Below are 15,146 nucleotides of genomic sequence, written 5' to 3'. Positions count from 1 at the left end.
CCAGCACCGGTCAGGGGACGGTGAAGACCGCGGACAGCACATGCGCGCGGCGGGCGGCGATATCGCCCAACAGCGCCGGCGCCTCGTCGAGCGGACGCACGTCGGTGATCAGATGTTTGCGGATATCGCTGCCACGTCGTCGCAGCAGGCGAATGGTCTCCGTTGATAGGCGATGCCGGTCCCAGGTGGCCGAAAGACCCCGCGGAACTCGCCCGATCTGGGCCGATTGCAGGGTCAGCCCATTGTGGTGGAACTCTTCGCCGAGCCAGACCACATCCGCGGCCGCCGTGTAGAAAGCGAGATCGATGACCGTCCCCTGCGGACGCACTGCGCGGAGTGCGATCGACAACGCTTCGGGTCGGCCGCGGCACTGAAACACGACGTCCGCACCGTGATCCCCCGGGCCGTGCCGCCACCGGGTCTTGCAGGTCAGCGCCGGGTCCGGCTCGACATCGAGCGCAAGCAGGCCAAGGCGGGTCGCGATCTCGCGACGACGTGGGTCGGCGTCGACGACAGCGACCTCGGCGGCCCCGTGCTCGGCAGCGAAAAGCGCGGTCAACAGGCCGATCAGCCCGGCACCGGTCACTAGCACCCGGCGCCCGTCGACGCCATCGGACAGCGAGGTGACGGGACCGCGATTTGCGTCGGCGGCGGCGTGCAGCAAACCATTGGCGCAGATCGGCCCGACGTGCGCGACATACACGCCGAGCAGCGGATCGAGGTCTGGCGGCAGCGCGACGAGGTGCTCCCGGCGCGGATCGGCCACATGCGCCGTGGCATGCCCATAACTCGTCGCCACCAGGTCACCCACGGCGAAGGCATCCGTACGGGTTTCGGCAACCCGGGCAACCTCCATGTAGCCCAGCCTGCGCACGGGATATCCGGCGCCGTCCGCGGTTGCCACGAACAGGCCCAACTCCGGATCCAGACTGGAGCGCAAAGCCGGATGGTCGCCCTTCACGAACGTCAGCTCGGTTCCCGCCGAGAGCCCGGTGGCTTCGGTCTGCAACAGGACACCACCTGCCGGCAGCTCCGGCAGCACCTCTTCGACGAGTTCCACCTGGCCAGGCGAATGGACGACGAGATTCCTGCGGATCATGGCTGCACCGTGACCCTGCGTCCGGTTGCCGCGGACTCGGCGACTGCGCAGGCAAGCCTGTGGGTGCGCAAGACATCCGCATAGGGAGCGCGGGTGCCCTCGCGTTCACCCCTGACCGCCGCCACGAACTCGCGATCAACCGTGATTCGTGGATCCTCCGCCGGGTATTGTTCCCGTCGGCTCTTGCCGTCATCCACAATCAGCGATTCCTCGGAAACCTCCAGCACCAGGCCCCGGCTCACCGTGTGCAACGCGGCGCGATGCTTGGCAGCAAGCAAAGAGGTAGCGGTGAAGGCAGCGACTGCGCCCGAGGTGAATTTCACCGTCGCCACCGTGCCCTCGTCCACGTCACCGGGGTCGCCAGTCTCGGACGGCACGCCCATAGCTGAGACGTCCACGGCTTCGCCGAGAAGCACCCGCGCCACATCCAGTACGTGGGTCAGCTGTTCCACCACCTGACCACCGGACCGATCCAACCGACCCCACCACGGCACCGGCGGACGTTTGTCCAACCAATACCCGGAGGCCATCAGCGCGGGCGCCTCGGAGAGCAGATCGCGTGCCTGCGCCATGGTGTCCATGCAGCGCCAGTGATACCCGGTTCCGGTCACGAGTCCTGCAGACTCAACGCGCGCGGCCAAACGCTCGGCGGTATGGAGATCCGCAGCGAGTGGTTTCTCTACGAAGATCGGCAGGCCCCGGCTCAATGCCGCATCCTCCCCCGGGCCGTGCGCAAATGGCGGAACGCAGATATAGACGGCGTCCGCGTCCACCGAGTCGAGTGCCTCGTCGGCGGAGCCGAACCACGGTGCGTCGCAGTCCAATGCCAGCTTTTGCGCCGCCTCCGGAACCGGATCCGCGACTGCGACCACGTCCACGTTTCCAAGTCCAGCGAGCACCTCGGCATGCCGCCTCGCGACCGACCCGGCTCCCACGATGGCAACTCGAGTCAGCATGAACTCTCCTCTGCGGTAGTCAACGGTTCGTCCTGTGGCCGCGCACTGCCAGACTGCACGGACCGCCGAGGCGGGGCCTGGGCTCCGGCCAACAACTTCTCGTACAGCTCGATATATTGCCGGGCCATTTCCTGCGGCTGCCATGGGGCTGCTGCGGCGCGGCAGGCCTGCGGATCGATGCTGTCGATCGACTGTACGCAGTGGACAAGACCGTCCTCCTCTTCGGCCAGGAAGCCGGTCACGCCGTGTTCGACCAGGGCAGGCAGCACTCCGCGTGGCGTTCCGACCACAGGCACGCCACGAGCGAGCGCTTCGACGACGCCGGTCGCCCCTGGTTCGGCCCATTGATTCGGGGTCAGCATCAACCGGGCGGACTGCAGGAGGCGCTCCTTGGCCGTCCCGGACACCCCACCCACCCAGCGGACTCGGTCGTCATCGATAAGCGGAGCAACGTGGTCGAAGTAAAAGCGAACGTCCGGATGACTGGCGAGCGCCGTGTCGCCGTCTGCCACCCGACGATTCAACTCTTCCGGATCGTTCACCCCGGCCACCGGCCCGGCAAGAATCAACGGGACACCGGCCCTCAAACAAACGCGAGCGGCGACATCCTGCCCTTTGTCGCGCGTGATCCGGGCCAACACGATGGCGTGTTCGCCGCGTTCGATGTCCAGGGCCTGATGTGGCGGAACTGCGAGAGGAACGACCCCGAGAGTCTGAGCTCGTAACGCAGCGGGCGCACGGTCCAATTGCGATTGGGAGACCGCCGCGAATCCGATCCGTCCATAGCCGTCGAAAGCAGAGTAGAAATCAGCATGCTTCCCCAGATCCCAGTGCAGCGTTTGCAACGTCGGCGGCGCGGCCTCCCCCATCGCCGATAACACCGCCGGACCCACGACCTCGAGATGGTCATGCACTAGATCTATGCCGGGATTGTCACGCAGGTAGGCGACCACCGCCTGCATATGAGCGTGGGCAATCCCGGACGACTGGTTGTACGGGGCGGCGATCGAACTGAACCGGGGCTCAGTCAAGGGACGAATGTACTCGTCGGCCTCAAGCGTGCTGGGACCAACCGTGGCCAGGACCACCCGGACGCCGGCTTTTCGCAGCTCCGGGACCAGCGTGGCCACGACGTTCTCGATACCGCCATATCCCTGCGGCGGCACCGGCAACCACGGGCCGGCGTTCATCAGTACGGTCAAACTCATGTCATCTCCCGAGCCATCCACTGTCGATACTCCTCAAGAGAGATCATCGGCGGACGTTCGGCGATGCCGACCTCGCTGATGCGGGGACGGAGCGAGTCACCTTCTCGGCAGAACTGGGTGAGCAACGTGGCCGGCTCGTCGGTCAGCAGGATTCGGCCGTAACGTTGCAGACGCGAGAGGACAGCGAGCTGGATATGGGCAGCCATCCGGCCCAGTGCGGCATCACCGGAATTGCGGTGCTCGCGGCGGCCAAGATCGACCTGCGCCATCGTGTCCAGGCCGACGGACTCGACGACGTCGATCAACATGCCTACTTCGACGCCGTAGCCCGACACAAAACTCAACTGTTCGAGTAGGGAACGCCTCGCCGCGTACTCGCCCGCCAGCGGCTGCACGATCCTGGACAGAACGGGCCAATGCAAATTCAGCAGCGGGCGTGCCACCAACTCGGTGACCCGCCCACCACCAGCCGGCAGCACCGTCTCCGCAGTGACCAACGGACGATCGTAGAAGGCCTTGACGAATTGCACGGACTCATCGGCGAGCAGCGGCCCGAGTAGCCCCACAGCGAACTGCTCGTCGAACGACCGCAAATCCGCGTCAATGAACGCCACGATGTCGCCGTCGGTGACCAGCAGCGACTTCCACAGGGCCTCGCCTTTGCCGGGCACGTCCTCTAGCCCCGGCAGAATTTGGTCTTGCCGGAAGACGCGGGCCCCGGCCCGTTCAGCCACGAGTGCCGTGTCATCACTGGAGCCCGAGTCGATTACGACGAGTTCGTCGATCAACGGGACTTTCTCCATCAGTTCACTGCGCAGCAGCGACACGATCGCACCAACTGTGGCGGCCTCGTTGTGGGCCGGCAGGACGACACTGATCCGCCGACCATTCTTGTTCTCGACAAGTTCACGTCTATGCCATTGGCCGCTCGATGATGTCCGCCGCCGAAACCAAGCCCCTACGTCAGTTTGCACGTCACTCCCCCAGCCGGTTGAAACGTTAGAATGCCGCGGCCACCAGGGGCCGAGCGTTACGCCCGGTTGCTTCAGGCGCAGGGACTGTCCGTATTTCGAGCGAGCATACGAACAGATTTTTAGTGAACGTCACGCTAGCACCGCATACGGGTGCCGTCTACAGAACGCTTGCGAAGCAAGGACATCAAGATTTAGAATGAACATGTTCAGTGAACGCGTTCAGGAGATGAATGGGAACTCGAAACGAGGGTCGTGAGGCTCGGATGAGCGCCGTCCGACAGGCAGCATGGGCACTGTTTGCCGGGCAAGGTTACGAGTCGACGACGGTTCGGCAGATTGCAGTGAAAGCGGGAGTTTCGACCGGAACCGTGATGAGTCTCGGCGACAAGGCCACCCTGCTTCTGGGACTATTCGAAGCTGCGATAGCCGAACACATGTCGCCGTCTCGGCACGAAGACGACAGCGCTGCGGAGGCGGTGTGGCGATGCTACGAACCATACTTCGACTTCTATGCCAGCCACCCTGAGCTTTCTCGGGCGTATGGCAGGGTGCTGCTATCTCCAGCCGGCAGGAACCACCCGGCTTTGGGAGCTCAGGCACAGGAATTCAACGCCCTGGTCGCCAGGAAAATCGCTGCCGGCTATCCGCAGGCCTCCGAGTCTGCTGCCGGGCTAACGGCCGAGTCACTGTTCGCCAGCTATATTCATGCCCTCGTGATCTGGGCCAGCGAAACAACAAGCCTCGATCAGGCCAGATCCAGCTTTCGACGTCAAATCACCTGGCAGCTCGCTCGCTTCGAAGAACCTCACTTCTAAAATGACTCGTCTATGAAAAGTAGGGACAGCACAAATGCCAGTTGTCGCAGATCCGGTGTGGCCGGTCATCGTCCTGGCGATCATCCAGCTCGGCGACGCAGTCATGTGCATCCGACCGGTAGCGTTTATCCGGGACTGCCTCGATGACGTGGGATTCGCGCGGAAATGGTGGTGGCTGCTTCCACCGATCAAAGTCGCCGCCGCCGCGGGGTTGATTGCAGGGATCTGGATTCCTGGGCTTGGCCTGCTCACCGGTTGCGCATTGATCCTGTATTTCGTGATCGCGATATTGATGCATGTCCGCGCTCGCGACTTCGGCCGGAATCTTTTCCTGAACGCGACCGGCATGCTTCTCTTGTGCGTCGCCGTCACCGTGTTCAGCTTCATCGGATAGACCAGCGCCTCCGGTCCAGCGCCTTCGCCCCCAGGCGATCCTTGATCAGGAAGTGATGTCTTTGGTGGAGAACCGCGCCCACGCGGCGAGCCAGAAGACCACAGCGTAGCCGGCGGCAACGAGCAGCCCGCGGATGATGGAATCCCAGGCGATCGGATCACGGAACAGGTCGCCGAACGCGGTCCACCAATGCGTGACCAACCAGGGATGCAGCCAGGCCAGTTGCTGGATCGAGTCGAGGGTAAAACTCATGATGTTCACCAGCACGATGGCGACCGTCGCGCCGATCGGTTGTTCGGTCAGAGTAGAGATGAAGAGCCCAATTGCTCCCAGCGCCGCGAACCCGAATGCCAGGTACAGCGTTGTCAGCAACACCCGGCCGAGAGCTTCCGCCATCCCGATCTGGGTACCGGAGAACAGCGTCATGTCGCCGCCGCCGAAGAGTGCGAGCCCGATCAGCACCCCGACAACACTGACGGTGAGGGTCGCGACGATGGCGAAGATCACCACTGCGGCATATTTCACAGCGAGCAGCCGAAACCGCCCAGCCGGAACTGTCAGCAGATAGCGAAGCGTGCCAAGGTTCGCCTCGCCCGCCACAGCATCGGCAGAGATTGCCGCGATGGCAAGTGGCAAGAAGACGACCAGTTCAATTCCCAAGGCGGCGAGTGCCACGAAGATGCCGTTGCCAGTGATCGCCGTGATGAACTCGGGACCGCCCCCGCTGCCATCCTGGGACGAGGCCCTGACCGCGATCGCGATCAGAATAGGCACCACCGCCAGAACGGCCAGTCCGGCAAGGTTTCGACGCCGACCGAAAATCACCCGCAGCTCCGAACGAAGGAATCGCCCGAACCCTGGCCGGCGGGTACGCCGCTGTCTTGCCGAGGCGTCAGGCGTCTCAAGGTCAGCCGCTGACATCGAAACCCTCCCCGGTAAGTTCGACGAATCGATCTTCAAGGCTCTGCGCAGCAACGCCGAACCCGAGCACCGGAACCTGGTTTTCGACCAGAGCCGGCACGATGCGCGCTACGACAACATCGTTCAACACCCCTTGCACCCGGCCGCCGTCCAGCCGGACCTCGGTAACCCCCAGGGAGCGGAGCACTCGGGCGGCATCTTCGACCCTGTCGGTCTCAACGCTGACTCGCGTGTCACCTTGCGCGCGAATCTCCGCCAGCGGTCCTTGCGCGACCAGCTTTCCGGCGCGCATGACGCCCAGATGGGTGCATATCTGCTGCACTTCGGACAGCAGGTGGCTTGAGATCAACACGGTTGCGCCAGCAGTGGCCAAGGAAGCTACCAGGGATCGCACTTCCCGGGTTCCCTGCGGATCCAGGCCGTTGGTCGGCTCGTCGAGGACCAGCAGCTCACGCGGTTCCCGCAGCGCAGCCGCTATCGCCAGCCGCTGTCGCATGCCCAGCGAATAGGCACGATACGGCTTCCGGCCCGCAGCCAAAAGCCCAACCCGATCCAGCGCCGCCGATACCCGGCGTTTGGCGGTTCTGGGATCACTCAGCCTGTCGGCCGCGTCCAGCCTGGTCAGGTTGGCGTGTCCGGAGAGGTACGGGTGAAACGCCGGGCCCTCGACCAGGGAGCCAACCCGGCCGAGTACCTCACCCGACCGCGCCGGCATCGGCAGGCCGAGAAGCTCGTGCTCGCCGCCGGATGCGCGGATCAGGTCGAGCAGCATCCGAATCGTCGTGGTCTTGCCGGACCCATTCGGGCCGACGAAGCCGTACACGGCGCCTTTCGGCACCTCGAGATCAACGGACTGTACCGCGGTTTGATCGCCAAAGCTCTTGGTCAGACCGCGAGATCGTATCGCTGCCTCGTAGCCGGGCAGCCCGCTCGTCATCCGGTTCGCTTGGCGTTCAGCGCGGAGTAGAGCGCATCGGGTGCCACCGCTCCGGCTACGATCTGCCCGTCATCGGTGACCAGCACCGAAAACAGTGTGCTGTCCAGCAACCGCCCAGAGCCCCAGTCACCGGATACCTTCGGCAAAGCCTGCAGTGTTCGTTGCAGGTCGCCTGATTTCGCCTCCGCCGGCAACGGCCGGATGCTGACTGCGGTCCATCCGGTACCGACTACCGTCACGTCGTCCCCATCTCGCCGATTACCATCCTTGCCGTCCCTACGCTTCTCGCCAGGATCGACGGACTCCTCGTGAACCTTGGCTCCTGGCGGCGGCGTGAACGTGAACCGGTCGTCGTCGGGTTCATTGAAGTCGACCTTGCTGAAACCCACCTCGAACGGAGGATCTGCCTTACCTGCCGCCCGGACCTGAACACGCACCGGCACGTGCTCCGTGCCGTCGATCGCAATCCGCACCTGCGCGACCCGTGACGCGCCATCCCGAGGGGTGAGCGTCAGTTCATATGCGGGGCGTCCGGCAACCGTCGCATCGTTCGTCGCGCTCACTTTGGTACTTGAGTCGAGGGCCCGCAGCGCTTCGTCGGCGGCATCCTGCGGGGTCCGCGGAGTGACACCCGGGCTTGGTTCGTCGGTCTTGCTTTGTAGACCGGTGTAATGGTGGGCGGTGTTTTCCTTGCTGGACCAGATCCACGCCTCGTCGCCGTTCCTGATCACATCTGACTCGCCGAATTCGCCGAGCAAGGCAACGCGCGACTTGTCGGGCCCGGCAGACCATACCCGCAAGGTGTGGGTGCCGGAAATCAATGACTTCAGGTCCGAACTGCGTTCGCCGCCCACCCCGGGCAAGTCCGGAATCCCAAGGTTCGCGGTCTGCTGCACTGTTCCGGATACTCCCTTGATTCGGGCCTTCTGCACGTCCTCAAGCAGTTGGGCCGGGGTTCGTTCCGGAAGACTGTTATCGGCCGTCGCAGGAAGGGACGTGATCGCGGTACCGCCACCCACCAGGAGCAGAGCGGCCACCAGTGGCACGGCCCAGCGCAGGGCGGCTTTCTGGTTCCAGTTGCGCATGGCTTCCATCATCCTCCCTTTCGGCCCGGATGCGAAGGGGCTCATTTCTGCCAAAGCCCTATGCTTCCGAAAGCCGCGTTCGGTCAGAAGCAACACTGTTCAGCAAGCCATTGACTACTCTCAGAAGGCCTTCGAAGAACTGGCCGGCTGCGAGGTCCGCATAATCGAGGCATGGAGAACAACCGCACACCACGTTGGAACTCGGGCGACCAAATCAGCTGGGTCTATCGTGATCCGGCATTTCCGGACCTTGTTGATCTCCGGCCGGTGACTGTCGTCGACGACACTGACGATCATCTCGCGGTGTACTTGGAGTCCGGAACTCGCATGCTGTGCCAGGTACTCTCCGACGGGCACGATATTCGCTCACTTCCCGGCCCAGAACGATTCAGCGCCCCTCGTGCCCAGGCTGTACGTCGGTGGACCGGCGGTGGAATTCTTGCTGTATTTCAGCCGAACACAATGTACTCGGTGTGGTGCTTCGAAACTCGACCAGGAATCCGCAATCTCTACTACGTGAACATCGAGCTGCCATTCACCCGGGACGTGGACGGCATCGAGACTTCGGACCTGGTTCTGGATGTGATAGTTCGACCAGACCGCAGTTTTCACTACAAGGACGAGGATGAGCTCGAACTGGCCCGACATGCTGGGATGTATTCAGATTCGCAGATCGCGTCGATCCGGGAAGCCGCGAGCGATGCCGCTCAAACAGTGCGGCGGTGGGCATTTCCATTCAACGCGGGTTTCGAAAACTTTCGGCCCGACCCGACGTGGCAAATTCCTGAACTTCCCAATTCTTCCAAGTGGCAATTAGACCTCGATCCGATCACGACGTAGGGCGGCCAACCTGGCAAGCCGGCCAAACGTCGACGAACTCCGTGGACGACGTTCACATGTTGCGGTAGGTTCATGGCACCGTCAACCCGCGAACCAGACGAGTCTCGTTAACCAGACTGAGGAGCAGCCATGACCAGTGAACCAGGTGCCGGCGCATCAGGCCCGGAGCTTATTACGGCAGATCAAGAAACCACGGCCGTCGTCCGCGGCGTTGTCCGGATGTCTGAACTCAGAGGCTTTTTCGACCACTCCTTCCAGGCGCTACCCGTGGCCATCTCGGCACAGGATGTCGCCATCATGAGTCCGGCATTCGCGTTTTATCACCAGCCTCCGGGTGAGACCGCCGACCTCGAGGTCGGTTTCATCACCGACCGCGCGATCCAGCCGGACGGCGATGTCGCGGCCGGTTCCATTCCCGGCGGCCGGGTAGCCAGATTGGTCCACCTCGGCGGGTACGAAGGGCTCGGCGCCTCGTGGGAGCGACTGAACAGCTGGATCCGGGAACAGGGCCTCACTCCAGGGCAAACCATCTGGGAGTACTACGTCACCGAACCAACTCCCGACATGGATCCCAGCGAACTGCGAACAGAGCTCAACTGGTCGGTCGAGGACAACCAGGGCTGAGTTATAGCAACCGTGGCGGTTCCACCTGGCTGCGTAGGATCTTGCGGGCGCGACGGATGGCCTCCTCACATTCATAGACCGCGCAGGAGCAGGACGACATATCTATCAGGTGTCGGCCCTGCACCCAACGCAGCAGACGGTCGGTCAGGCTGATCTGCGAGCGGGCATCAACCGGCGCCGGCAGCAGCCAGGCATCGTCGACGAAACCAGACAGGCAAAGCACGAGCCCCTCGGCGGAGAACAGCCGTGCCAATGCCCGGTCGGGACGAAACTCACGTTCGGCGGCGAGCAGCCGGTTGTAGTCGGTACCGAGAAGTCGTCCTGCATCATCGCTCTCTAGGTAGCGATTCAGCTGAATGTAGACCCGCCAGTACCGGACGCGGGTGCCCGCGCCACGGCCGACGGCAACGTCGGCGAAGAACGCCTCAAGAACAGCCTCGATGCTGGGAGCGTTTGTCATCATGGCTTCACCATTACAGCTGGCACTGACATTGCAGCTCAGATGACGATGTCAGTGGACGCAACTATGGTGAAGCCATGGCTATTGTGAAGATCAACGCAATCTCGGTGCCGCCCCAGGCGGGAGCTGAGTTGGAGAAGCGGTTTGCGAACCGCGCCCACACCGTCGACAACACTCCGGGATTTCTGGGATTTCAACTCCTCCGTCCGGTCAAAGGCGAAGACCGCTACTTCGTGGTCACCACCTGGGAAGACGAGGAATCATTCCAGGCGTGGTCTAGCGGAGGAGCCAAAGAGGCCCACGCCGGGCAGGCGCGCAATCCAGTGGCCAGCGGCGCCGACCTGCTTGAGTTCGAAGTCGTCGACCTCTCTGAGACACCCACGACTTAGAGGAGCGCTGGCATGGCGCAACCCGGATAGCGCCAAACGCGTCAGCTTCTCCGCACTCCGGTCGGCGTGTTGGCAGATGTGTGTTATTGGCTCAGTCCGTTCCGATAACCCGGGCAGCATCGGAATAGGCACCGGTCGCCGTCTCAAGGTATTTGGACACACCTTCGCGTTGTTCCGGCGTGAGCGCGTCCAACGCCCTCCCGATCGGCTCACGCACCAGATCAAGCGTCTCCGCAAGTCCGGTGGGCAACTTTCCGGTGTGTCGGACGAGAGCCCTACGACGGTCGGCAGAATCCTCCACTCGCTCTGCAATTCCGGACCGGACGAGTCGATCAACCAGGCGTGTCGTCGCACCGGTGGTCAGCCCTAGTCGTCGCGCCAGTTCGCCGCTCGACATCGGGCCGTCGATGTCGAGGAGGTTACTGGCTTGGTAGTCGGTCCCGGACAGCCCTGCTGAATCAGCAGCCGACTGGTGGAAGAGTGTAATGGCGGCCAGGTAACGGCGGTACTGTCTTGGCGATGGACTAGTCCTTGGCATTTTATCTGCTTTCATGCAACTATTGTTTCTATGCAGATAAGTATAGAGCAGACGTTAGTGCGCATCGAGCAGGCGTGGAACGACGGGGACGCTAGGGCGTATGCCGACCTATTCACTCCCGACGCCACCTACGTGATCTTCGCCGGCAGCACCAGTGAGGGCCGGAATGCAATCCGCCGCGATCATGAGCCTGTGCTGACAAAGTGGCAGAAGGGCAGCAAGATGCGTATCGCGGTAAAGAGCGTTCGGCACATCTCCGACGACGTGGCCATTGTGCTTAGCGAGGGCGGCATCAGCAAGGGCAAGACTATCCAACTCAACAAGGTGCAGACATTTGTATTCCATCGGCAGTCCTCGGGAGATTGGCTGTGCGCCGCATTTCAGAATACGAAGAAGAACAAGCTCCTGACCTGGTTCGCCAGCCGCGGCAGCAGCAAGGCCGAGCCTGACACCCGTGGGGTATAACGATTGTCCGTAGATCGGTTTAAGCCCTCAGGTAGAGTTCGATTCGTTGTTGTTTCTCCCCTTAAGCCAATCCCGCGCCGTCCCCACCCCCAAGGACTTTCGATATGCAGTGGCTGTTTAAGAAAACTAACCTAGCGCTTGCTTTTGTCACCTCGATATTGCTTGCGCTCAGTTCAGTACTGATCGGCATGCCTCCCGCGCATGCCGTGGAGGCCACTTCATGGGCCACGTGGAATAGCTTCGAAGGCGAGGCGAATAGCTATCAGGGATCTGTCCAGCTGAACGCAAAGGGGTTTCCGGCTGCGACATTCACCTCGGATTCCCGAGCCGGAAATGTCGGCTTGCAGTCAGGCGGAAGCACGTTCCTGAACACCAGCACCGATGTCGGCCGGAAGTACGGATCCAGCAAGAACAACAAGTACCTCAATCTCCGCCCAAAGGCGGACAACAAGACCTCACCGTCGGTGACTACGTACACATTCGAGTCGCCGACACCGGCCGCAGGTTGGGCCTTTGTGCTCGGAGATATCGACTCCGACTCTGTCGCCGTTTCGGCAACGGATGCCGCTGGCCGGAAGATTCCCGCAGACCAAATCGGCGAGACCCTCGGTTTCAATGGCGCGTTCAACTACTGCGTCGGCAGCCCGAGCCCGTGTTCCGCCAACCCGGACAAGCCGATCTGGGACGCGAGTACCGGCACGCTTAAGGGCAGTGGGGTCGGTTCGGGGAATGCACCTGACACGGATGGCGCTTCCGGCTGGTTTGAACCGACCGTCTCGCTGAGCTCACTTACCTTTACCTTCACCCGCGAACAGGGTTTCCCGATTTATCAGACCTGGTTTGCCACCGTTGCCCGGGATATCACCGGTACGGTTTCAACCGAAGACGGCGGCAGCCGCTTCGAAGGTCTTACGCTCAAACTGATCGGCCCGAACGGCGACGTTCTCGCAGAGACAACAACGGACCAGAACGGGAAGTACGCCTTCGAGGGCTATACCGCCGCCGACGGGTATGCCGTGAAGGTCGAAGGCCCCGAAGGCTACGTCCCGGTTTCCCCGACCCGCCAGGACGTCAACCTGACAAACGCTGACGGGCTGGCGGACTTCACCTTCCGCCCCGCCGAGACCGGATCGGTTGAGGGTGACGTCACCGATGAAGGTGAACCGCTCAAGGACTTTCCGTTGACACTCACCGGCCCGGATGACGAGTCGCGCGTTCTGACGACCGATGAGCAGGGGCACTTCGGTGTGGACGAACTGGAACCCGGCGACTACGAACTATCGGTCACACCTCCGGACGGCAAGAAGGTCGACGGTCCCAATCCGCGGGAGTTCGAGATAACCGAGGATGGCGAGACTGTAACTGAACAGGACTTCGCTTTCGTGCGCGAGACCACGGCGACGCCAACAGAGACGGATGACCCCACAACGCCGCCAACCCAGACGGATGACCCCACCGAAACCAAGGATCCTTCCGTCTCGCCGAGTGACAACCCTTCAAATCCTGGGGACGACCCGAGCGAAAGCGACCCCGGCCGGGATCCGCATGATGAGCTGCCATTCACTGGTGCCGACGTCAGCAAGCTCCTTGGCCTGGCAGCTGCCCTGCTCGCGCTCGGCGCCGTGGCCTATGTCGTAGCGGTCCGCGAACGACGCAGGCGACACTAGGGCGCCCGGCGCTTGCTGGGCTGCACCCGGGGAGGCTCGCCCGGCATCTTCGGGTACTCCGGCGGAAAGGGCATCTCGCCGAGCCCGTTCGCCAGGTCCGTCTCCCAGAGGCCAAGTGCCGCATCGATACCGCCGACTGCTTCATCCATCCCCGCCCAGGCGTCACCCTCCGCGGCGAGTATTTCCGGCACGGTCCGCACTGTGAACGCGCTCGGCTGGATGTCGGCCAGACTTTCCCATCGCACCGGCATTGAGACCGGGGCCCCGGGCAGGGGTCGCGGGCTGTAGGCCGAAGCGATGGTCCGGTCCCGGTTTGCCTGGTTGAAATCAACGAAGACCTTCTCGCCGCGCTCCTCCTTCCACCATGCCGAGGTGACCAACTTCGGTAAGCGGCGCTCGAGCTCTCGGGCGATTCCGATCACGGCGTGCCGGACTTCCTGGAATTCCCACTGGGGCCGGATCCGGGCATAGACATGGAGTCCTCGGTTGCCGCTGGTCTTCACCCAGGGGACCAGTTCCAGCTCGCGCAGCAGCTCACCGAGCGCGAATGCAGCTTCGACGGCATCCCGAAACCCGCGCCCGGGCTGCGGGTCCAAATCGATCCGCAGTTCGTCGGGATTGTCGTTGTCTGCGACCCGGACCGGCCACGGGTGAAACGTCACGGTATTCATCTGCACCGCCCAGACAGCTGTGGCGATCTCATCTATTACCAGTTGCGGGTGTGACCGGGCTGACGGGTAAGTGCACATCGTCGAGCGCGCCCACTCCGGCACGCCGCGTGGTGGGTTCTTGGAGAAGAACTCCTCCCCATCGATACCTGTCGGGAAGCGCTGCAGGGTGACAGGCCGATCGCCTAGCGCGCGCAGCAACTCCTCATCCACAGCGGCCACGTACTCGGCGAGGTCCCACTTGGTGACGCCGTCAGCTGGCCAGATCAGACGATCCGGGCTGGAAATCCGTATCTTTCGAGCGCCGTGCGCCCCCGGAACCTCGATGTCTTTCGCCTGCGATGCCATGTTCGAAGCGTAAGCCGATTTCGACCGCCGGCCAAGGCTCCGCGTTGCCACAACTGGTCGCGGCCGGTGTCAGATCGGGTGCGTTGGGACGGCGGAGAAACGCACCCGATCTGACAACCACAACTCAGTTAGCGCGGCTTCAGTCAGGATCCGCTTGACTCACGCGACTTAGCACCTGCTGGCCAGTTGTGGGCGAAAAAAATGTCTGTGTAGTGCTCGTGCTCGATGTCCAGTTCTGACATCCGATCCAGACCTACCCGGAGCGCGGTCCGTTGGGAACCAAGGTTGTCCGGCGTCGTATAGGCCAGAACAGGCAGATCGGACAAGTGGATTGCCGCATGGCGGACCGCCGTTGATGCCGCCTCGGTTGCATAACCCTTGCCCCAGACATCCGGCGCGTAGCGGTAGTACAGATTCAGTGCCGAACGCTGATGAACCGTTCGGTGCGACAGTCCGGTGAATCCGACAATGACGCCGGGCTGCTCAAGTTGCTCCACTACCCAGACACCGAAGCCGTGTCGTTCCCAGTGTTCGCCAAGCTCCTGGAACCTCCGCGCGGAAGACTCCTCCGTGACGGTCCACGGCTCAGGATGATGTCGGTTCGTGCTCGGATCCGTGTGAATCTGTACCGCGGGATCGAGATCGTCCGGTCGAGGACGTCGCAGCAGCAGGCTTTCGGTCCTGAGCGGAGTCCAATCGTCAACGTCTTGCTGGGTCATGCCAAAACCCTATCCTTGACCACCCACGCCACCTCGACT

General features: G+C 62.7%; 18 protein-coding genes. 7 read left to right on the top strand and 11 right to left on the bottom strand.

What is annotated here, in order from left to right; translation table 11 throughout:
• Positions 1–10: 10 nt before the first annotated feature.
• The 4 genes from LWF01_RS19040 to LWF01_RS19025 are packed head-to-tail and all read right to left on the bottom strand — an operon-like array spanning position 11 to position 4,237.
• Positions 11–1,099, bottom strand: coding sequence for a zinc-binding dehydrogenase (locus LWF01_RS19040; RefSeq protein ID WP_349638947.1), 1,089 nt, complete (start codon positions 1,097–1,099; stop codon positions 11–13).
• Positions 1,096–2,055: a Gfo/Idh/MocA family protein gene (locus LWF01_RS19035; RefSeq protein WP_349638946.1), complete on the bottom strand. Its 960-nt coding sequence runs from the start codon at positions 2,053–2,055 to the stop codon at positions 1,096–1,098. Before LWF01_RS19035 ends, LWF01_RS19040 begins: the two co-directional genes overlap by 4 nt.
• Positions 2,049–3,263: a glycosyltransferase gene (locus LWF01_RS19030; RefSeq protein WP_349638945.1), complete on the bottom strand. Its 1,215-nt coding sequence runs from the start codon at positions 3,261–3,263 to the stop codon at positions 2,049–2,051. Before LWF01_RS19030 ends, LWF01_RS19035 begins: the two co-directional genes overlap by 7 nt.
• Positions 3,260–4,237 carry a glucosyl-3-phosphoglycerate synthase gene (locus tag LWF01_RS19025; protein WP_349638944.1) on the bottom strand — a complete coding sequence of 326 codons (978 nt, stop codon included), beginning with the start codon at positions 4,235–4,237 and terminating at the stop codon, positions 3,260–3,262. Before LWF01_RS19025 ends, LWF01_RS19030 begins: the two co-directional genes overlap by 4 nt.
• 230 nt (positions 4,238–4,467) lie before the next feature.
• Between LWF01_RS19025 and LWF01_RS19020 the strand changes: the two genes are divergently transcribed.
• Positions 4,468–5,052: a TetR/AcrR family transcriptional regulator gene (locus tag LWF01_RS19020; protein WP_349638943.1), complete on the top strand. Its 585-nt coding sequence runs from the start codon at positions 4,468–4,470 to the stop codon at positions 5,050–5,052.
• 34 nt (positions 5,053–5,086) lie between these two features.
• A complete protein-coding gene (locus LWF01_RS19015; RefSeq protein ID WP_349638942.1) occupies positions 5,087–5,446 on the top strand; it encodes a DoxX family protein in 360 nt (119 codons plus the stop codon).
• Between the two features lie 45 nt (positions 5,447–5,491).
• Here the strand turns inward: LWF01_RS19015 and LWF01_RS19010 are convergent, their stop codons facing one another.
• Genes LWF01_RS19010 through LWF01_RS19000 form a run of 3 tightly spaced genes read right to left on the bottom strand, consistent with a single transcriptional unit; the run spans position 5,492 to position 8,389 of the window.
• Positions 5,492–6,367, bottom strand: coding sequence for an ABC transporter permease (locus tag LWF01_RS19010; RefSeq protein ID WP_349638941.1), 876 nt, complete (start codon positions 6,365–6,367; stop codon positions 5,492–5,494).
• On the bottom strand, positions 6,354–7,304 hold the full coding sequence (locus LWF01_RS19005) for an ABC transporter ATP-binding protein (RefSeq protein WP_349638940.1): 951 nt from the start codon (positions 7,302–7,304) through the stop codon (positions 6,354–6,356). Before LWF01_RS19005 ends, LWF01_RS19010 begins: the two co-directional genes overlap by 14 nt.
• Positions 7,301–8,389, bottom strand: coding sequence for a LolA family protein (locus LWF01_RS19000; protein ID WP_349638939.1), 1,089 nt, complete (start codon positions 8,387–8,389; stop codon positions 7,301–7,303). Before LWF01_RS19000 ends, LWF01_RS19005 begins: the two co-directional genes overlap by 4 nt.
• Before the next feature lie 171 nt (positions 8,390–8,560).
• Here LWF01_RS19000 and LWF01_RS18995 point away from each other — a divergent pair, with 171 nt between their 5' ends.
• Both LWF01_RS18995 and LWF01_RS18990 read left to right on the top strand, forming a co-directional pair.
• Positions 8,561–9,229 carry a ribonuclease FAU-1 family protein gene (locus LWF01_RS18995; protein ID WP_349638938.1) on the top strand — a complete coding sequence of 223 codons (669 nt, stop codon included), beginning with the start codon at positions 8,561–8,563 and terminating at the stop codon, positions 9,227–9,229.
• A gap of 129 nt (positions 9,230–9,358) precedes the next feature.
• Positions 9,359–9,853: a GyrI-like domain-containing protein gene (locus LWF01_RS18990; RefSeq protein ID WP_349638937.1), complete on the top strand. Its 495-nt coding sequence runs from the start codon at positions 9,359–9,361 to the stop codon at positions 9,851–9,853.
• Between the two features lies 1 nt (position 9,854).
• Here the strand turns inward: LWF01_RS18990 and LWF01_RS18985 are convergent, their stop codons facing one another.
• Positions 9,855–10,316 carry a hypothetical protein gene (locus LWF01_RS18985; protein ID WP_349638936.1) on the bottom strand — a complete coding sequence of 154 codons (462 nt, stop codon included), beginning with the start codon at positions 10,314–10,316 and terminating at the stop codon, positions 9,855–9,857.
• A 74-nt stretch (positions 10,317–10,390) separates the two neighbouring features.
• Here LWF01_RS18985 and LWF01_RS18980 point away from each other — a divergent pair, with 74 nt between their 5' ends.
• On the top strand, positions 10,391–10,702 hold the full coding sequence (locus tag LWF01_RS18980) for an antibiotic biosynthesis monooxygenase family protein (protein ID WP_349638935.1): 312 nt from the start codon (positions 10,391–10,393) through the stop codon (positions 10,700–10,702).
• A gap of 91 nt (positions 10,703–10,793) precedes the next feature.
• Here LWF01_RS18980 and LWF01_RS18975 read toward each other — a convergent pair whose 3' ends face one another.
• Positions 10,794–11,255: a MarR family winged helix-turn-helix transcriptional regulator gene (locus LWF01_RS18975; protein ID WP_349638934.1), complete on the bottom strand. Its 462-nt coding sequence runs from the start codon at positions 11,253–11,255 to the stop codon at positions 10,794–10,796.
• A gap of 15 nt (positions 11,256–11,270) precedes the next feature.
• On the opposite strand from LWF01_RS18975, the gene LWF01_RS18970 reads away from it, so the two are divergent.
• Both LWF01_RS18970 and LWF01_RS18965 read left to right on the top strand, forming a co-directional pair.
• Complete coding sequence (locus tag LWF01_RS18970; RefSeq protein ID WP_349638933.1) at positions 11,271–11,705, top strand: SgcJ/EcaC family oxidoreductase; 435 nt, start codon at positions 11,271–11,273, stop codon at positions 11,703–11,705.
• A 104-nt stretch (positions 11,706–11,809) separates the two neighbouring features.
• Positions 11,810–13,372 carry an MSCRAMM family protein gene (locus tag LWF01_RS18965; RefSeq protein ID WP_349638932.1) on the top strand — a complete coding sequence of 521 codons (1,563 nt, stop codon included), beginning with the start codon at positions 11,810–11,812 and terminating at the stop codon, positions 13,370–13,372.
• Here LWF01_RS18965 and ligD read toward each other — a convergent pair.
• Both ligD and LWF01_RS18955 read right to left on the bottom strand, forming a co-directional pair.
• Positions 13,369–14,388, bottom strand: a complete 1,020-nt coding sequence (gene ligD, locus LWF01_RS18960; RefSeq protein WP_349638931.1) for a non-homologous end-joining DNA ligase — start codon at positions 14,386–14,388, stop codon at positions 13,369–13,371. The genes LWF01_RS18965 and ligD overlap by 4 nt on opposite strands.
• A gap of 143 nt (positions 14,389–14,531) precedes the next feature.
• Positions 14,532–15,107 carry a GNAT family N-acetyltransferase gene (locus LWF01_RS18955; protein WP_349638930.1) on the bottom strand — a complete coding sequence of 192 codons (576 nt, stop codon included), beginning with the start codon at positions 15,105–15,107 and terminating at the stop codon, positions 14,532–14,534.
• Between the last annotated feature and the right edge of the window lie 39 nt (positions 15,108–15,146).

Origin of the sequence: Saxibacter everestensis (assembly GCF_025787225.1) — a bacterium.
Taxonomy (GTDB): domain Bacteria; phylum Actinomycetota; class Actinomycetes; order Actinomycetales; family Brevibacteriaceae; genus Saxibacter; species Saxibacter everestensis.
This window is presented reverse-complemented; position numbering and strand designations above follow the sequence as displayed.